Annotated in this window: 15 protein-coding genes; 10 read left to right on the plus strand and 5 right to left on the minus strand. The window is 47.5% G+C overall.

Going from position 1 to position 16,334, the window contains the following annotated elements:
- Window positions 1-9: 9 nt before the first annotated feature.
- From rfbA to MKQ68_RS24490, 3 genes are all read right to left on the minus strand, one after another.
- Window positions 10-873, minus strand: coding sequence for a glucose-1-phosphate thymidylyltransferase RfbA (gene rfbA / locus MKQ68_RS24480; RefSeq protein ID WP_264281355.1), 864 nt, complete (start codon window positions 871-873; stop codon window positions 10-12).
- A gap of 358 nt (window positions 874-1,231) precedes the next feature.
- Window positions 1,232-2,236, minus strand: coding sequence for an inorganic phosphate transporter (locus MKQ68_RS24485; protein WP_264281356.1), 1,005 nt, complete (start codon window positions 2,234-2,236; stop codon window positions 1,232-1,234).
- 39 nt (window positions 2,237-2,275) lie between these two features.
- Window positions 2,276-2,926, minus strand: coding sequence for a DUF47 domain-containing protein (locus tag MKQ68_RS24490; RefSeq protein WP_264281357.1), 651 nt, complete (start codon window positions 2,924-2,926; stop codon window positions 2,276-2,278).
- Window positions 2,927-3,231: 305 nt separating this feature from the next.
- Here MKQ68_RS24490 and MKQ68_RS24495 point away from each other — a divergent pair, with 305 nt between their 5' ends.
- The 9 genes from MKQ68_RS24495 to MKQ68_RS24535 all read left to right on the plus strand — a co-directional run bounded on the left by MKQ68_RS24495 (window position 3,232) and on the right by MKQ68_RS24535 (window position 11,694).
- Window positions 3,232-4,068 (plus strand): UDP-2,3-diacylglucosamine diphosphatase, encoded by an 837-nt coding sequence (locus MKQ68_RS24495; protein WP_264281358.1) that lies wholly within the window; start codon window positions 3,232-3,234, stop codon window positions 4,066-4,068.
- A 137-nt stretch (window positions 4,069-4,205) separates the two neighbouring features.
- Window positions 4,206-4,589, plus strand: a complete 384-nt coding sequence (locus tag MKQ68_RS24500; RefSeq protein ID WP_244845634.1) for a hypothetical protein — start codon at window positions 4,206-4,208, stop codon at window positions 4,587-4,589.
- Between the two features lie 166 nt (window positions 4,590-4,755).
- A complete protein-coding gene (locus tag MKQ68_RS24505) occupies window positions 4,756-5,727 on the plus strand; it encodes a carboxypeptidase-like regulatory domain-containing protein (protein WP_264281359.1) in 972 nt (323 codons plus the stop codon).
- The gene (locus tag MKQ68_RS24510) at window positions 5,724-7,526 is read left to right on the plus strand and encodes a TonB-dependent receptor (protein ID WP_264281360.1); all 1,803 of its coding nucleotides are present in this window, start codon (window positions 5,724-5,726) and stop codon (window positions 7,524-7,526) included. Before MKQ68_RS24505 ends, MKQ68_RS24510 begins: the two co-directional genes overlap by 4 nt.
- Before the next feature lie 78 nt (window positions 7,527-7,604).
- Complete coding sequence (locus MKQ68_RS24515; RefSeq protein WP_264281361.1) at window positions 7,605-9,023, plus strand: beta-helix domain-containing protein; 1,419 nt, start codon at window positions 7,605-7,607, stop codon at window positions 9,021-9,023.
- A gap of 186 nt (window positions 9,024-9,209) precedes the next feature.
- Window positions 9,210-9,479 carry a hypothetical protein gene (locus MKQ68_RS24520; protein ID WP_264281362.1) on the plus strand — a complete coding sequence of 90 codons (270 nt, stop codon included), beginning with the start codon at window positions 9,210-9,212 and terminating at the stop codon, window positions 9,477-9,479.
- A 22-nt stretch (window positions 9,480-9,501) separates the two neighbouring features.
- Entirely contained in the window at window positions 9,502-9,909 is a 408-nt protein-coding gene (locus MKQ68_RS24525; RefSeq protein ID WP_264281363.1) for a hypothetical protein, read from the plus strand.
- A gap of 5 nt (window positions 9,910-9,914) precedes the next feature.
- On the plus strand, window positions 9,915-10,307 hold the full coding sequence (locus MKQ68_RS24530; RefSeq protein ID WP_264281364.1) for a hypothetical protein: 393 nt from the start codon (window positions 9,915-9,917) through the stop codon (window positions 10,305-10,307).
- 82 nt (window positions 10,308-10,389) lie between these two features.
- The gene (locus MKQ68_RS24535; RefSeq protein ID WP_264281365.1) at window positions 10,390-11,694 is read left to right on the plus strand and encodes a porin; all 1,305 of its coding nucleotides are present in this window, start codon (window positions 10,390-10,392) and stop codon (window positions 11,692-11,694) included.
- Between the two features lie 39 nt (window positions 11,695-11,733).
- Here MKQ68_RS24535 and MKQ68_RS24540 read toward each other — a convergent pair whose 3' ends face one another.
- A complete protein-coding gene (locus MKQ68_RS24540; protein ID WP_264281366.1) occupies window positions 11,734-12,843 on the minus strand; it encodes a sensor histidine kinase in 1,110 nt (369 codons plus the stop codon).
- Between the two features lie 108 nt (window positions 12,844-12,951).
- On the minus strand, window positions 12,952-13,638 hold the full coding sequence (locus MKQ68_RS24545; RefSeq protein WP_264281367.1) for a response regulator: 687 nt from the start codon (window positions 13,636-13,638) through the stop codon (window positions 12,952-12,954).
- Between the two features lie 264 nt (window positions 13,639-13,902).
- On the opposite strand from MKQ68_RS24545, the gene MKQ68_RS24550 reads away from it, so the two are divergent.
- On the plus strand, window positions 13,903-16,116 hold the full coding sequence (locus MKQ68_RS24550) for a hypothetical protein (protein WP_264281368.1): 2,214 nt from the start codon (window positions 13,903-13,905) through the stop codon (window positions 16,114-16,116).
- Window positions 16,117-16,334: the final 218 nt, after the last annotated feature.

Raw genomic sequence — 16,334 nt, forward strand, 5'->3', positions numbered from 1 at the left:
TCTGGTGAATTAATGTTTTACAAGCTCCATCAGGTACTGGCCATAGCCGCTTTTGATCAGTGGTTTGGCAAGTTTTTCCAGCTGAACTGCATCGATAAAGCCTTTCCTGTAGGCGATTTCCTCGATACAAGCGATTTTAATTCCCTGGCGTTGTTCGATTACCTGCACAAACTGCGAGGCCTGCATCAGGGAGTCGAATGTACCGGTATCAAGCCAGGCGGTACCACGTGGCAGCACGCTTACCTGTAGTTTGCCGCGACGAAGGTATTCGCGGTTTACATCCGTGATTTCATACTCGCCGCGAGGGCTGGGTTGCAGGTTTTTAGCAATTTCCACCACGGAGTTGTCGTAGAAGTACAAACCGGGCACCGCGTAGTTGGACTTAGGCTGTGTTGGTTTTTCTTCGATAGATACCGCTTTCATGTTGGCATCGAACTCTACCACGCCATAACGTTCAGGGTCAGATACATGGTAAGCATACACGATACCGCCGTCGGGCTTCACATTGTTTTCGAGCTGGGTACCCAGGCCGGCGCCATAGAAGATATTGTCGCCCAGTACGAGGGCCACATTGTCTTCCCCGATAAACTGCTCGCCGATCACAAAAGCCTGTGCCAGGCCGTTAGGCTCCGGTTGTTCGGCGTAAGTGAGGTTCAGGCCATATTGAGAGCCATCGTTAAACAGGCGTTTGAAGGACGGCAAGTCGTGCGGTGTGCTGATGATAAGGATGTCTTTAATGCCTGCCAGCATGAGCGTAGATAGCGGGTAGTAGATCATGGGTTTATCGTAGATAGGCATGATCTGCTTGCTGATAGCATACGTAATCGGGTGTAAACGCGTTCCGGACCCGCCGGCAAGTATAATTCCTTTCATGAATCGAACAATCGGTTTAAAATCAAAGGACCTGTTTTGAGGCCGCACAAAAATAGGGGGTATATAGTTATTGCCATAATTTTTTAAGGGAAAAGATCAATAGGTGAGCGGTTATTTTAGCAGGGAGTGATTTTAGTATGCGAATTCTGGACGATTGTTGCTACATCCTTGCTACATCCTCCCTACATCCCTGCTAAAAAGGGGGTGTTTTAGCAAGGAGTCAGCAAGGATGTAGGGAGGATGCAGCAAGGATCCCGGGAGAACCCGGGTGCGGAATGATAGTATTTTATCTCAATTGACACAAAAAAGCCCGCCGGAAACACCGACGGGCCAGAGATATACTAAAGATACAGTTAGCTTAGATGAACAGGCTTACAATAAAGTAGGTACCTGCTGCCAGCAAGGCGCTGATGGGGATGGTCATAATCCAGGCCCAGAGCAGGTTTACCGTAACACCCCAACGAACGGCAGACAGGCGTTTGGTAGCGCCTACACCGATAATAGAGCCGGTGATGGTATGAGTGGTACTAACCGGGATACCGAGTGATTCCGTGAGGTACAGGGTAACCGCGCCCGCGGTTTCAGCACTCACGCCTTCCAGTGGTGTTACCTTGGTAATACGGGATCCCATGGTTTTTACGATCTTCCAGCCACCGCTGAGGGTACCGAGGCCAATGGCTGTAAAACAGGCGAAAGGCACCCAATCCGGTACAGACTTCAGGTCGGGGATCATACCGTGGGCCACCATGGCGGCTGCGATAATACCCATTACCTTCTGCGCGTCGTTACCACCGTGGCCAAGGCTGAAGGCAGCGGATGACACCAGCTGCAGGCGTTTAAACCAGTTTTCTGCCCGGTACGGGTTGGCTTTGCGGCAGATGTTAACGATGATCACCGTAATGATAAAGGCCATGATCATACCAATGAGCGGTGCCAGCACGATGAAATACACCGTAGGCAGTACTTTGGTATAGTTGATTACGTCGAAGTTGCCGTGGGCGTTGGCGATCGCTGCGCCAATAAAACCGCCGATGAGCGTGTGCGAGGAGCTGGAAGGGATGCCATACCACCAGGTAAGCAGGTTCCAGGTAATAGCGGCCACCAGGCCACAGAAGATCACTTTTAGGGTGATAAACTCTTCAAATACAGATTTGGCAATGGTGTTACCTACCTTAAATTCGCCGTATACATACTTGGAAATAAAGAATGCCGCAAAGTTGAAGAGGGCCGCCCAAAGCACCGCCTGAAAAGGCGTAAGTACCTTGGTCGATACGATCGTAGCGATCGAGTTGGCAGCATCGTGAAAACCGTTAATGTAATCAAAGATGAATGCCAGGATTATAATAATAACCAGAAAAGTCATGATACAGGTGAATTGCGCCGTAGATGTGCAAAAGCTTTATCAGGCGTACTTGATAATAATAGTTTCGATCACATTGGCAGAATCCTCACACTTATCAGTGGCAATCTCAAGCGCCTGGTAAATTTCGCGCATCTTGATCAATTCAGCAGCGTTCGTCTCGAACTCGAACAGGTCGCCGATTGCACGGTCGTAAATATCATCGGCGTGGTTTTCCAGGCTGTTGATCTTTACACAGGCATCGGTGATCAAACGCATATTATTCATGGTACGCAGCTCGGGAATTGCGCGGTGCAATTCTTTACAACCCTCCAGGATGAGGTGCGCCAGTTTGCGTACACTGTCAGTAATTTCCTTGATTTTGTAAAGGTCCATCCTTTTGGCAGAACCGTGGATGTAGTCGGCCACATCGTCCAGCGTAGAAGCCAGGTAGTGGATATCTTCACGGTCGAACGGGGTAATGAAGTTCTGCCCCAGTTCTACGAATATGCGGTGTGTATAGTCGTCGTTTTTGTGCTCAAGGCGCTCAATCAGGTGAGTTTTGTCTTTACGAAATGCAGGATCATTGCTCTCTACCAGGTTCACCAGTTCCTGGGCCATATCTACCAGGTTTGCCGACACATCTTCGAACAGTGAATAAAACACCCTGTCTTTCGGCATAAAGAGTTTAACGATAGAATTGAAGCCTCCCATATAAGTTGAGTTAAATTATAAATTTGCCGCAAAAATAGCCTTCAAAGGGTATAGGAGCCAAGAAATTGTAGGAATTAATAATTCCTTAATACTGGATTAATATAAAAGTAATATAGCGATTTTTCCTTTGCAGAAGAAAATATAGACCGCGAAATTGTAGCGAAATGAGGTCTGACGCGGGTTTAGGGTGTTGAAACGGCTCCCTCCAATCCGAAAAAGCCGGCATCACTCAGCCAATTACCACTTTTTTATTTTTTAAAAGAACCGGGTTTTGCGGTCCATGCCCGGCCAATTATCCGACGCGCATGCCCGATAAACGCCCATTAGATATAGTCGTGATCTCAGATGTACACCTGGGCATCTACGGCTGCCACGCCAAAGAACTGGTAAGCTATCTCGACAGCATCGATCCTAAAATTTTAATACTCAACGGCGATATTATTGATATATGGCAGTTCAGTAAACGCTATTTTCCCAAGTCGCACACCAAAGTTATTCGCAAGATCCTGAAAATGATTGGCAAGGGGACGGAGGTGTATTATCTGACGGGCAACCACGACGAGGCACTGCGTAAGTACGCGGGCTTTGGACTCAGCAACTTCACCATCGATAACAAACTTATCCTGGAAGTAGACGGCAAACGGCATTGGTTCTTCCATGGCGACGTGTACGACATCACCATGAAAAACTCCAAGTGGCTTGCCAAGTTAGGTGGTAAAGGCTACGATATCCTCATCATCCTTAACCGGTTAGTGAACAACATGCTCGAAAAAATGGGCCGGGAAAAAATGTCGTTCTCTAAGAAAGTAAAAGAAGGTGTAAAGAAGGCTGTTACCTTCATTTCTGACTTTGAGCAAACCGTAGCCGAGATAGCCGCCGAGAAACACTTTGACGTGGTGTGCTGCGGGCATATCCATCAACCCGTAATAAAAGAAATGACCTTCGAGGGTAAACAGATTACCTATCTGAACTCCGGCGACTGGGTGGAAAGTCTTACGGCACTGGAATACACCAAAGGCGATTGGCGTTTGTATGTACACCCTGTGAGCCGTGCCTCCCAACTGGTGGCGGCAGAGGAAGAAGAGGAGAGTGGCGCGATCGAGTGGCCCGACGGCAAAGTGATCAGTTTTCCATCGATATAAATTAATTTAGATATTATATTTATTTCGATATATTTGTCGAGACAATCTAGTTAGTTGTTTACAATTAAGTAACCTGATATTAATATTCAGGTAACCCTGTGTTACTAAGTTTGCCTGTACCTGTTTAAGAAATTTAGATGAAGATCCTGAAGTTACATCCTTTAATGACCATATCCCTGTTGCAGATGCAGTTCCAGCGTCTGTTGAATTGTAATGTTACCGTGTACATCAAACATTCCCTGGCCAACGCTTTTGACACCTTGAAAGAAGCCGGCCTGGACGATGACCAGATGATAGAACACCCGATAGACGAAACCCTGAGCCTGCGGGAATTTGAAGAAGAGTTGGAAGACAAGTACAACTTTTGCCTGGAAATTTGCCGGATGGACCAGAAGCCGTTTATGAACAAAAGCCTCAGATTATTTCAACTGGGAGAGTCTAAAGTTAACACCAACGTATCGCCCGATTTATTGGCCCAACAGATGAACAACATGTACCCTGGCCGCAGCGCATCGCTGTAATCCCTTTACCATGGCTATTTTTATTGGATTGTAATTGTTACATAACGCGCGTTGGTGTGTTAATAATTTAGTAATGATTACTTAACAACTTAACATTCTGGTAACATTGCCGTAACAATGGGGTAATGCTGTGCTGGTAGTTTTGCGTCGAAATAAACAAACTAAAGTGAGACGCATAACTATCGTATTACAATTCATTATCGTTTTTGTGTTGGGCGCTATTACGCAAGCGTCTGCGCAGAGCAATGGCAAAGTATCCGGTAAGGTGACCGACCGTAAATCAGGTGAGTCGCTGATCGGTGTGACCGTGATCGTACAGGGTACTTCTACCGGTGCTGTTACCGACGTAGAAGGCCGTTATAATATTTCTGTAAAGCCAGGCACTTACACCCTGCAGGTGAAGTTCATGGGATATGCAACGAAGGAGATTTCCGAAGTAGTGGTGAAGGCTGGTGGTGTAACTAACCTGGACCTTACAATGGACGAGCCGAAGTCGGAAAAGCTGAATGAGGTGGTGATCAGGGGATCGGCGAGGACGGAAACGCTTAATTCGCTGCTGACATTTCAGAAGAATACCAATACAGTAGCGCAGGTTGTTTCTGCGGAAACCATTCGTAAGTCACCTGACCGTAATACCAGCGACGTGTTGAAGCGTGTGCCCGGTGCATCTATGATCGATGGTAAATACATCGTAGTACGCGGATTGTCTGACCGTTACAACCAGACAATGATGAACGGCGCCCTGATGTCTTCTACAGAGCCCGACAGAAAAACGTTTTCTTTTGACCTGTTCCCATCCAGCATCATCGATAACATCATTATCAATAAGGCAGCTACGCCTGAGATGCCTGCAGAATTTGCAGGAGGTCTCGTTCAGATCAATACTAAAGACGTTCCGGACCAAAACTTTTTCAATATTTCCGTAGGCTCCGGCTTCAATACAAATGTACTGGGTAAAGACTTCTACTCTTACAAAGGTGGTAAGTTCGACTTCTTTGGTGTTGATGATGGTGATCGCAAATTACCTGGAATTATTCCGAGCGCGGATGAACTTAGAAGAAGCAGCCCTGCCCAAAGAGCTGAAATGGCGCAGGCGCTCAATGATAAATGGTCAGTGAGCGATGAGAGTGGAAATTGAACCTGAACTTACAGGCGACCGGCGGTTTCGTTGCAAAGAAAGACGCTTCTAAAGGTTGGGCCGGAGTGTTCTCCTTCACCTATAACAAACAAAACAGGGCAGGTTCCATTATCAGGAACAACTATCTGCCAAGTGACCTGACACCAACTTTTAATTATAGAGATCAGTTTTACAGGCAGAACGTGTTGATCGGTGGTCTAGCTAACTTTACCTACCGGAACCGGGATACAAAGATCAGCCTGAAGAACTCTTACACGATTAACAGTAACGATCAGACGACCTTACGTGAAGGTACTGATATAGAAGGTACTGCGGTTTACGGCATCAGAAGCCAGGAACTCGCCTTCACGTCTAACAGGCTCCTGAACTCTCAGTTGCTGGGTGAACATTTCCTCAAAGGCAGCAACATCAAAGTAAAATGGAATGGTAGCATAGGATGGATGTCGCAGGACATTCCTGACATGCGCAGGTTGAAGTATACATCACTGAATAATGATGGCAACTATTATGTAAACGTGCCTAAGTTTACCGGCAACCCGAGAAACGCGGGCCGCTTCTTCTCTGATCTGAATGAAGTTGTACTTGGCGCCAACGCAGACGCAACCAAAACGTTCAAAATTTGGGGCAATCAGCAACAGGTTAAAGTCGGTGGTTTATTCCAGCGTAAAGACAGGACCTTCAACGCAAGAGCGCTGGCTATTATTGGTGGCGAAAACAGTGATCCGCTATTAACCCTGCCTGCTTCTGAAATATTCAACAAAGAAAATTTTGCTTCAGACAAATTTTATCTGGACGATCTGACAGAGCCTTCCGATGCTTACAAAGCCTACGCTAACCTTGCTGCCGGTTTTGTGCAGTTCGATAATCAGTTCGGCGAAAAGTTAAGAGTGGTTTGGGGTGCACGCGTAGAATATTTCCTGCAAAGCCTGAGATCTGAAAATGGTAACCCAAGCGAAAACTCAGCTACCGACATCTTGCCTTCGGCCAACTTTACGTACATGCTGAATGCACGGACGAACTTACGTTTGACCGGCTCACAAACAGTTGCCCGTCCAGAGTTCCGTGAGATCGCTCCATTTGCTTTCTACGACTTCGAGCGTAATGGTACCGTTTTCGGTAACACATCACTCGAACGTACTAAGATTACAAACCTCGACCTGCGATATGAGTTATATCCTGCAGCAGGTGAATTGTTAACCTTCGGTGTATTCTACAAACATTTCAAATCCCCGATCGAGATGATGTTTGAAAATGCACAGGGCTCGCCAAACTTCACCTATGCTAACGCTGAAAGTGCTACAAACTTTGGTGCAGAGATAGAGTTCCGTAAGAAGCTCGACTTCTTCGGTCCTGAGTTCCTTAAGAACTTTGCCCTATTCGGTAATGCGGCATGGGTTAACAGTGAAGTGAAATTCCGCAAAGGATATATTGGTGTAACAGACAGGCCTATGTATGGTCAATCACCATACCTGGTAAATGCCGGCCTTCAGTTTGATAACGAAACTTCCGGTACCAACGCATCTGTGTTGTTCAACCTGATCGGTCAGCGTATTGCGCAGGTAGGTAATGCTACAACGCCTAATATCTGGGAAAATCCTCGTCCATTGCTCGACTTCCAGATTACGCAAAAAGTGTTTAAGAATGCCGATATCAAGTTTAGTGCAGCTGATATCCTGAATCAGAAGGCTACCTTCTATTGGGGACAGGACAAGAAAAAGTATAACGAAGGTAAAGACCTGGTACTTTCACAGTTTACCTACGGAACCAATATCAGCGTAACATTCAACTACAAGTTCTAGTTGTTCACAATTATTTAAGATTGGCTTAACATACCCGTAATAAGTAAAGTAGAATTTCGTAATATAAATCAAGTTATGATGAAAAAAAGCTTAGTAGCGATCGCAGCATTAGCGATGATTATTGCCACCGCGTGCTCTGATAAGGATTCTGGTCCAAAACAAACCGCCGGAGACACACTGACATTGAAAGGGAACATCGACACCAGCATGACCCTGAAAGCTGGCCAGACTTACTTCCTCGAAGGACTGACTTTCTTTAGAAAAAATGCTGTTCTTACTATCGAGCCGGGTGTAGTTGTTAAAGCCAGAAAAGGTACCAAAGCTACCCTGATCATTACTCGCGGTTCTAAAATTATGGCGGAAGGCACAGCTGCTAAACCTATCGTCTTCACTTCTGCAGAAGCTGCGGGTGCACGTAACTACTCTGACTGGGGTGGTGTTGTATTGCTCGGTAAAGCTCCTGTAAATACCGCTTTCCTTGGTACTGCTAACAGCAGGCAGATGGAAGGTCTGACCCAGGCTGACCTGGAGGCATATGCACAAGACGTTGTTGGTGGTGGTGACATCCCTACTGATAACTCAGGTATCCTGAAATACGTAAGGATCGAGTTTGCAGGTATCTCCCTGTCAACTCAGTCAAACTCTGAACTGAACTCTCTGACAATGGTTGGTGTAGGTAGCGGTACTGTTATCGACTACGTACAGTGTTCTTTCGGCGGTGACGATGCTTTTGAATGGTTTGGTGGTACTGTAAACGCAAAACACCTGATCTCTTACCGTACACTGGATGACGACTTCGATACAGATAACGGTTATAATGGTAAAGTTCAGTTTGGCCTGGCTATCCGCGATAAAGACATTTCTGACAAGGCGTTACCTGGTCAGTCTAATGGCTTCGAGTCTGACAACGATATCGACGGTTCTGATAATCCTCCATATACATCTCCCGTTTTCTCAAACATGACCATCGTAGGCCCATGGGCTATCAACAACGGTGAGAACATTGGTTCCAACGTATTCCAGTGGGGTGTTTTCGTAAGAAGAGCAAGCCGCATGAACCTGTATAACAGCATCGTTGTAGGCTGGCCTTACGGTGTACTGTTCAACGGTGTTAAATCTGCCGCTGCTGCTATCGACGGTAACCTGGCAATGAAAAATAACATCATCACCGGTAGCACTATCGCTAACGTATCAACTGCCGGTGGCATCACTGCCGATTTCCGTGGTTGGTTCGCTAATGCAGCTAACGCAAACGACACTACGACTACTCTGGCTAACCTTAAGCTGGCTAAGCTGAGCGGCGTTAACGCTACAACTATGGCTGACCTGGATGCCCGTCCGATTGCTGGTTCTCCAGCACTGACTAAAGCGGCTTTCACTGATGCTAAAGTTGCTGACGCTTACTTCAATAAAGTACAGTACGTAGGTGCATTGAACGTTGGTGATACCTGGACTACAGGTTGGACTAACTTCGATCCTAAATCTGCTGCTTACTAATAAGTACATAAGTATAAGTTTTCATAAGCTGTTTTTTGGAGGCTGGCCTTTTGGCCGGCCTCTTTGTTTGTTAGCTACCCTCTAATGTTAACTTTCTCGAAGATTGTAACTGACATTACGCTTACCCGCTTTATAATAGCAGAAGGTTCAAATACATTATAAACCCAATAATATCAACCCGACTTTATGAAACTGATAATTCCTTTCGGTACCCTCGCTTTAATGCTTGCATTTGCATCCTGCGAAAAAGAAACGACACCCGAAGTTCGCGATCCCAATAGCCGGTTCTACGGAATATGGCAGGAAGTGGCGCTGCTTAACACCGAAATTCGGACTTCTATATTCCCTATACGTTCATTACAAGCTTCCTTCCATAATGCTCAAAGATGTTCAAAGAATATCATTACTGACCTTGTTGGTGCGACAGTAACTTTATTGGGGGACTTATCGTTCTAATTGATAAATCCCCCGATTCCGCATGAAAAAAGCTTATCTACTACTGCTACTGACTTGCATGCTATTTATTGCCGCCTGTAAAAAAGAGGCTGCAACCCCGGAAAAGCGCATCACCGGCGAATGGCACACGCTCAGCTACAGGCACTTGTTCTCCTCCAGCACGCTCTGGCAAAACTTTTCCGGCATACGTATTACCTTTGGTTTTAAGCCTAACCAGGTATTTACGGTGGACGGAGAGGCGCCGGTGAGGCCCGACGGCAAATGGAAGCTGACGAAACATATGGACGATTTCTATAACCTGGAAGTGACGACCGGCGATACGCTGCATCAATACCACGCCAGGTTCTCACATAACGATACCCTCGAACTGTGGCCTGTTAAACAAACGATCGTTAATCAACTGGCGATCCTGCGACTGGTCCGTAAGTAAATTATATGCGCTACCTGTTATTATTACCGTGCTGCCTGCTGGCGACAGCTTGTTCAAAAACAAAAGACGCCGGCCCCAAACCGCTCACCGGTACATGGGAGGCTGTAGCTTACCGTGGAATGCAAACAAGCTTCATGTGGAGGGATTTGTCCGGGCCACGCATGACTTACCAGCTGAAAAGTAATGGACGATGGGTATCCTCCGGAACCCCGCTGAACATCACTTCCGGCATGTGGGAAGCACAGGAGAATTGGGGAGGTGGCTTTTCCCTTACACTAAAAACTGCCGACACATCCCGCTTTTTTATTGCGCGGGCCGGTGCTAATGACACCATGATCTGGAGTATTGAAACGGATGTAATGCCAGGTCCGGAGGGGTGGAAAATGGTAAAGCGGTAGAATCAAGGGTGTATTAACTTATTGTTACCAAATTGTTACGTTAACCTTTTCCGGCTATTTTTGCGCAAATTCTATGTGTCGCATGAAAAAAGCCGTGTTCCCGGTAATGCTCTGCCTGCTGCTTTCTATCAGCAGTGTTTCCCGCGCCCAGTTCCTGATGGACATGATCGATACTTCCACCGACGTGGGGAAGGGGATGTTCTCTATGTATAAAAATTTTAATTCCCTGCGACTGGGTGGTTATATGCAGCCGCAGTTCCAGATTGCGCAACGCCAGGGGGCAAAGGGATATGCCGGGGGCGACTTCGCTCAACACGTGAACAATCGCTTCATGTTACGCCGGGGCCGTATCCGCGTAGACTACGAACGTTCCAATAAAGACAGTATGCCGGTGGTGCAGTTTGCTTTCCAGTTCGATGGAACAGAACGCGGCGTAAATATCCGTGACTTCTGGGGGCGCTTCTTCGAAAACAAATATGACATGTTCTCGCTTACAGCGGGCGTATTTCCCCGCCCGTTCGGCTACGAGATCAACCTGTCGTCCAGCGACCGTGAAACGCCGGAACGTGGCCGTATGTCACAAATCCTGATGCGGACGGAACGTGACCTGGGTGCAATGATCAGTTGGGAGCCGCGCCGGCGGAAGGACTTCTGGCGGAAGCTGAAAGTAGATGCCGGTTTTTTTAACGGACAGGGGCTGTCCGGAACAGCGGATTACGATAGCCATAAGGACTTTATCGCCCGTGCATACTTCCGCCAGCTGAAGGTTTCGCCTAAGATGCGGCTGTCTGTGGGCGCGTCGGTGCTACAGGGCGGCATGCAACAATTTACTCCTTACATCAATAAAATCCAGGGGAAAGCATTTGTCATCGATTCCACCGGGAATATAGATAAGGTAGCGCCACGCCATTATTACGGCGCAGACGCTCAATTGCGGGTCGCCAATCGCGTTGGGTGGACGGAGTTCCGCGCCGAATATATCCGCGGTAAACAGACTGCCACGGCAGCGACAACCGAAACGCCGGGGAGCATTCCTATGGCGGGCGGCGTGCCCGCTCCGCTGTACATCCGTCCATTTGATGGTGCTTACTTCTATTACGTGCAACACCTGCATAGCCTCAAACATCAGCTGATTGTGAAGTACGACTGGTACGATCCCAATACAGAGGTGAAAGGAAAGGACATCGGCGATAATGTGGACGATCGCTTTACAGCGGCGGATATAAAGTACAACACATTGGGCATTTGTTACTTGTATCACTTCAGCCCGCAACTGAAAATGTTCTTCAACTACGATATGGTAGATAATGAGGGAACGAGTTTGGAAGGGTATACAGATGATTTGAAGGATAACGTGTTTACATGCCGGTTACAATTCCGGTTCTAAAATAAGAAAGCCGCCGGTGATCCCGGCGGCTTTTTATATCTATTCTCTTACAGTTTCCAGTGTAAACCCAAACGTCGACCCCACGTCCGGCTTGCTCCTCACATTAATGGTTTGCCCATGCGCCTCAATAATGTGTTTTACGATGGCCAGCCCTAAACCGGTACCGCCAATATCGCGGCTACGCGCTTTGTCGGTGCGGTAAAACCTTTCGAATACACGCGGCAGGTGTTCTTCCTGCATGCCGATACCGTCATCGGATATCTCTACGAGCAGCGTTTTGCCATCCAGGTTATAAATGCTGGCTACCGTGCTGCCCTGTTGCTTGCCGTATTTGATAGAGTTGTCGATCAGGTTAATCAGTACCTGGCGTACTTTTTCCTTATCTGCCAACACTTGCACCGGCGCTTCACATCCTTTCTTGATACTGAATTTGATCTCTTTTTGTTTTGCCTTGAGCGAGAGGGTGTCAAATACATCGCGCACCAGGTCCTGGATGACGAATATCTCAGTATTGATGGTCATTTCACCGCTCTCCAGTTTGGATATTTCGTCCAGGTCGTCGAGCAGTCCGCAAAGACGATCGATGTTCTTGGTGGCGTTTTTCAGGAACATCTTATTCACGGTCGGGTCTTCCATGGCACCGTCCAGCAGGGTGTGGATATAACCTTGTACCGCGAAAATGGGTGTTTTCAATTCGTGCGAAAGGTTCATGAGGAACTCCTTACGGAAAGCTTCGTTCCGGCGGAGGTTGTCCAGTTCTTCCTTTTTCTGGCTCGCCCACTTTTCTACGTCTTCACTTACTTCCTCAATAGTTTTGAGGGGCAGGATGTTTTTGTTGAAAAAGTCTTCCCGTTTGGTCGCTTTGGTTTGGTAGATGAACTTATAAATGAGTTTGATCTTCCGGTAGATGAAGTTCTGCAGCGTATACAGGTACAGGTAATACGCCACCAGGAAGGTCACCACGAAAGCGATGGCCACGGTTTTAATGTTCGGATCAATCAGCAAAGTACCGATAGCGGCCGCCACAGATAAGATCAGGGCGGTAAAAGCGGCCAGTTTTTGCGGTGATAGGTTTTTGGCTTTGAGCATACTCCAGAGTGAGTAATTGTTGTAATACAGGGAAATTAAGTCAATTTTTTTATTTGCCATAACAAGCACTTAGCGCCTTCACGTTTGTAAAGCTCCAAAAGTAGGTAAAAGAATAAACAAAGAAAGCGCATTACGCGCTCCCTTCCATATTAATATTTTATGTAAGCCTTACATCTCGAACTTGTAGCCCACGCCTTTTACGGTGGTAATCAGGTCGATACCGATCTTCTGGCGGATTTTGCGGATGTGTACGTCAATGGTACGGTCGCCCACGATTACTTCGGTGCCCCATACCTGGTTGAGAATCTCGTTGCGGAGAAATACGCGGCCGGGCTTGGAGGCCAGCAGCTGCAGCAACTCAAATTCTTTCTTTGCCAGTACAATTTCCTGGTCTTTATAGGTAACTGCAAACTTTTCGCGGTCGATGGTGAGGTCCCCGAGCAGCAGTTTGGTTTCTTCCTGTTTGTAGAGCCTGCGGAACAGCGCATTGATGCGGCTTACCAGCAATTTCGGCTTGATCGGTTTGGCGATATAATCGTCGGCACCCATGTTCAGTCCTTCGATTTCCGACTTTTCGTCGTTCAATGCAGTGAGGAAGAGGATCATGGTGTCTTTAAATTCAGGCAACTTTCTCAGATCGCGGCAGGTATCGATACCATTTTTGTTAGGCATCATAATATCCAGCATGATCAGGTCCGGGCGGAAAATTTTCGCTTTCTGGATGGCTTCACTGCCATCTTTAGCGACTACCGTGTCATAGCCTGCACTTCTCAGGTTATAACTGATAATTTCAAGGATGTCCGTTTCATCATCAACTACCAGTATTTTTCCGGCTACCGCTTGGTCCATCATCATAAACTTTAGTTTTAAAAGACGCTGCAAAATTAGGCAGGATAGGGCGTGATTAATGGAATGATAACATTATATAATTGTTAATTCAGGTCACTGCCTTAAGGTATTTATAGACAGCAAGTTACGGAAAAAATAAATGCCTGGATTTTACGATCTCAACCGCCCCTTGCGGACCTGCCATTTTTTCAGGGCCGGGCGTGGGCTGCTTTGACGGGGGCAAATTTGGTCGTAAATTTGCAGTATAGAAGAGAGTGTAAATCATTATTAATGAGAAAATTATTGATAATCATATCTTTTGGAGTATTTCAAAGTGGATGGTTATACGCACAAAACGGAAATGGTAGCAGCAGTTTGCAGATCCCTATAGGTCGGCAAGGTTTCCATGACAATATCGACAAGGAACAAACCGAGGCCCTCAAATTTGGTAATAAAGGAGAAGCTAAGCCAGAGTTGGTAAAGGTTTCTGAAGACAGAAGCCTGAACCTACAGGTAACCAACGCCCTGATCAAACAGGTGGATGCCATGCAGGTGGACATTGAGCGCGATACCGCGCTGGACCATCGTTTGAAGGTGAAATACCTGTCAGGCCTGCACCAGATTTTGCGTGACTATAATACTAAACGTGCTTACGGCCGCATTAAGGCTGAAGAGGCGCCCGCTATTGTGGCGGCCTATAGCAGCATGATGAAGGCAGATATCGCCGGCAAAAGTATCGTGCCCTATATGGGCTCTCTGTCGTTTGAGGCCGGCGAGCGCCTGGTAGAGCCTTTCCAGGACAATCCCGGTTACAAAGAGGCGAAGGTGCAGCTGTTCTCGAAATATGCGTTCGACAACCTGGAAACGATCATGCCTAAACTTGGGCCCTTTCTCGAGTACCCGGTAACCGACTCTATTATCGCTGCCGTAGCGCGCATCAGCCCGAACCAGGTATTGACTTACGCTACTTCCTATACGCCGACAGCTTCCGCCATCCGCAGAAATAACGATCCGCTGGTGCAAACGATCGTTAGCATCGGTAAATCAAACCAGTCTATCAAAATATTACCTTTTATTGATGAAATACTCGCGGGCCGTGCGACCGTCAGCGACCTGGAAAAGGCCGTGGACAACGACGACCAGTATTTTCGCCAGATGGTAAAGACCACTATTCAGTTGCAGAAGCGTAAGGTGGACGGGGAGCAGATACTGGGTATGAAGGCCATGAATGATAACATGAGGGCTAAATCCCTCCGTTACATCCGCGAAATTAATGACCTGCATGAGGAAGGTGCCCCTGTGCGTTTCCGCATTGTAAAAGACTTTACCCCGGAAGAGCTTTACTACCTGATCGTAAATGGCCAGGAGGAATTGTATACTTCCAGCTATACGAACCACGCAGGGGCGGGCTTGTACGACCAGATGATGAGCCGTATGAAGCCGCCGCGTGGCGACAGCCTGCTCTTACTGGTAAGCTTCGATCGCTTTAAGAAATTCCTGGCGATGGCCGCGGGCTTTAATACCCTCGACCACTTCCTGAAATCCATGGCGGAGGAAAACTCCACTTATCTCATGAAAAAATTCGTGAGCAACCTGGAGAAAACCGAGGACCTTGAAGATGCGGTGGACGTGGCTAACTCGTTCGGTAGTATCCGCGACGAAAAGCTAATGACCTTCCTGCGTTCAGAAGTGCAATCCAACCTGAGCTACGTAAGCCGTAAGAAAGACAGGCGTGGTATCGTGATTTACGAGCTGCTCAGCAGCCTTTTTGCACCTGAAGGTAAGAGCACCGATTCTGCCTGGGCAAAGCAAATGTCGGCCAAGCTGCAACTGCCGCCGATCAACCATGTGGAGTTTAGCTCTCTGCAAAGTGACAGCGGCCGCATCTACCAGCAGGTGTTCTTTTACGGCGATAAAGACGGCCAGGATTCCTACGCCAGCTTCATGGGCAACTTCCCTGGCGGCGAATGGAAAGTGCAGAAAAACGCGCACTGGACCACAATCACCTCGTTGAAAGGCAAACCCACGACGATTTACGCTAACAACCCGATCGATGAGCCGGGTGATAAGGAAGCCATTACCAAACTGGGTCAGTACCTGGATGAGAAAGGTATTCACCCGACGATCTTCATCCACCGTGGTCACAGTTACCACGTGAACACGACGCTCGACAACCTGCAAAGCACGGCGCGCATCGTGATACTGGGATCCTGCGGGGGGTATCATAACCTGGCCGTGGTGCTGGAAAAATCGCCGGAGGCGCACATCATTTCCTCTAAACAGGTGGGTACCCGCTGGGTGAACGAGCCGATCATCCGCAGCCTGGAAGACCAGGTACGTGCAGGTAAAAATGTGGACTGGGTAAACATGTGGGCGTCGCTCAGTAAAAAATTTGCAGGGGATGCCCGTAACAAGCCGCTGTTCGACGACTACGTGCCGCCACACAAAAACCTGGGAGCCATCTTTATCAAGGCCTACCGGCAAATTATGAAAGACGAAAAATAACATACATTGCAAGGGGGAACAGGCAACTGTTCCCCCTTGCCGATTATACCGCACGACATGCAGTTTGCCTAAAAATCACTAGGTTTGTAAACCACTTTGTTATTGTTGAATACGTAATCTGAAGATAGCTTGGAGAATACTGCGGTTAAGAAGAAGGTTTTCGATTTTAGTTTGTTAAGGAGGGTTTTTACATTCGCCCGGCCCTATCGGCGGTCGTT

This window comes from Chitinophaga horti, from assembly GCF_022867795.2.
Lineage (GTDB): Bacteria > Bacteroidota > Bacteroidia > Chitinophagales > Chitinophagaceae > Chitinophaga > Chitinophaga horti.